The sequence below is a fragment of the Vibrio ichthyoenteri ATCC 700023 genome (assembly GCF_000222605.1).
Lineage (GTDB): Bacteria > Pseudomonadota > Gammaproteobacteria > Enterobacterales > Vibrionaceae > Vibrio > Vibrio ichthyoenteri.
The window spans coordinates 1-2,381 of record NZ_AFWF01000240.1 but is presented as its reverse complement, the minus strand read 5'-3'; the positions used below and the strand labels follow the sequence as shown (position 1 = coordinate 2,381).

Here is a 2,381-nt window from a genome sequence, read left to right as displayed (position 1 = left end):
GGCAAGGTGGTGAGTAATGATGGATTGCGAACGCTATTGGTTAAGGGGGGCACTCAAAAAGTGCAGCGCACCATGACCAGTATCGATGAGCATCAAACCATCACCACCAAGATTGACCAATTTCAACCCTTGATACGCGCCATCGACCTCACCCCCGGTGAGGACTTTGGTCGTATCGTTATCATTCAATAGACCAAACACGCCCTTGTGTGTGTTTGCCCGTTAGGCGCTTATTCCTAACGGGAAGGCGCCTTTCTTTTTTTTGGAGCCTTCATCATGAATGTCAATATTAACCGTTCTTTAATCGAACTCGACAACGGCCTCTATCTGGATGCCGTTGTCACCTCTACCACGGGATTGGTGCAATTTTTGTCTGTCTGGGGACGAGATGGTGTGATGCAGCATTTTTTTGCGGCCTTAACACTGCCTCTTTCCGAAGGAGGACTGCGCGTCATGACCGTCACCCTCCCTAGTGGGGATAAATTGGTGCTCGATTTTGCACAAGCAAAAATGCTCACCAAGCGCACCACTCGACTACCTAAGTTTACCGAGGTGGGGGAATGGGTGCATACCTGGTTGTTTCAACCGGATGTACAAAAACCAAGGGGTCAATCCATGACGGTGCTCAGTACTGAGCCTCAGCCTTGGATTGCACTTTGGCCAACGCTCAAACAGCTCTGTCATTTACCCTTGCAGGATGAATGGGAAAGCGCGCTGCAGCTAAGGTTACGAGCGCACATCACGGTATTACCGTCTTATGGTCTTCATGGGTATTTGATTGATTTACCGATTGAAGAGATTGAAACGTTAATCAGTGAGTTGTTGCAACAAGGCTTACTGCCTCTGAATAAGGAGGTCTACGCATGAGCTCGCAACCCCAACAAGAAACCATGGCAGAGACAACCTGCGACAACGTGTTATCTCTGCACAGTTTCATCGACCAATTTGGTGAAGGGCTTTTGTCCAACATTGAAGCGGCGCACCCGGCGAGATACCAATCACCGAGTGAGGCTCGAACGCGCATCCTGCAATCGCTTAAACGGACACCGTTTGAGGTGCAAGCGGAAGCGATACAAGCCATCAGTACCCTACTTCTCGATGAGCACGCCCCAGCAGGCATACTCAACGGAGAAATGGGGGTTGGCAAGACGATGATGGGAATTGCGGCAACCGCCATTGCTTACCATGAAGGAAAGGCACAACGCTTTTTAGTGCTGTCACCGCCACACCTGGTCTACAAATGGCGTCGAGAAATTCTCGATACGGTGCCAGATGCGAAGGTATGGGTACTCAATGGACCGGATACGTTGCTTTCTTTGCTTAAACTTCGAGAAGCGGCAAAGCATGACGGACCAGAGTATGTGGTGCTAGGTCGAGTTCGGATGCGCATGGGTTACCACTGGCAACCGGCTTACCAAACCAAAACCCTAAAACGGACCTTGGGTCATGATGGACTTCGAGCGCAAACCGCCCTACTCAAATTTGTCTGTTGCCCTGATTGTGGTCAACTGGTCAAAGATGAAGAAGGCGAGTTGATTGCACCGAGTCATTTTCCTGTAGACCAACAGTTGCGCTGTGCTCATTGTCATAGCGCACTGTGGACATTGAAGCGTCAACGCCAAGACGACAACTTAACGAAAACCGTCTCACGTGCACTGCAGACACTACCGACCATCGGGAAGGTCACTGCAGGGCGCTTGTTGGACGGATTTGGAGAACGAGTCCTCGCGAAAGCATTGACCGACAATATCTATGAGTTGGTGAACTTGCTCGATGCCGAGGGAGAATTTGTTTTTAATGAGCGACAAGCTGAGCGGATAGAGCGAAAACTGGCTAAGACGCAATTTGCGTTCGGACAGGGCGATTATCAGGCGAGTGAGTTCATTAAGCGTTATTTCCCTTACGGGTTCTTTGACTGGTTGGTTATCGATGAGGCGCACGAATATAAGAATTCTGGCGCTGCGCAAGGACAAGCGATGCAAGTCTTAGCCAGCTCGGTAAGACAATGTTTGTTACTCACCGGCACCTTGATGGGCGGCTACGCTGAAGATGTTTTTTATCTTTTGTGGCGCACCATGCCCAGCATCATGATGAACGACGGTTACCGTTATCATCGTGGCAAGCTGGGCAGTGCCGCGCTCGCGTTTTCACAAGAGCACGGCATCATCAAGGAAATCATGAAGGTGACGGATGAGGCGAACCATAAAACGGCCAAAGGCAAAAACGTGCGCGTGAGTCAAACTCGCGCACCTGGCTTTGGGCCGCTCGGGGTAGCGAAATATGTCTTGCCGTATACGGTGTTCGTCAAACTCAAAGAGATGGGCGAGGGCGTCTTACCCGACTACCAAGAGCATTTTATTGAAGTCGAGATGGATTCAGAT

At 50.3% G+C, this 2,381-nt stretch carries 2 protein-coding genes and 1 pseudogene; all 3 read left to right on the top strand.

Translation table 11 applies throughout. The features are described 5' to 3' along the window. Window positions 1-192, top strand: a pseudogene (locus RH85_RS22430) (DUF6094 domain-containing protein); the annotation flags it as partial. Window positions 193-276: 84 nt separating this feature from the next. Continuing rightward, the gene (locus tag RH85_RS16775) at window positions 277-867 is read left to right on the top strand and encodes a hypothetical protein (protein WP_006713897.1); all 591 of its coding nucleotides are present in this window, start codon (window positions 277-279) and stop codon (window positions 865-867) included. After that, on the top strand, window positions 864-2,381 hold a 1,518-nt coding region (locus RH85_RS16770; protein ID WP_006713896.1), incomplete at its 3' end, for an SNF2-related protein. The genes RH85_RS16775 and RH85_RS16770, both read left to right, overlap by 4 nt.

Bases quoted from the DNA above. Each gene is read 5' to 3' on its own strand.
- RH85_RS16775 (WP_006713897.1), top strand. From the start codon at position 277: ATGAATGTCAATATTAACCGTTCTTTAATCGAACTCGACAACGGCCTC.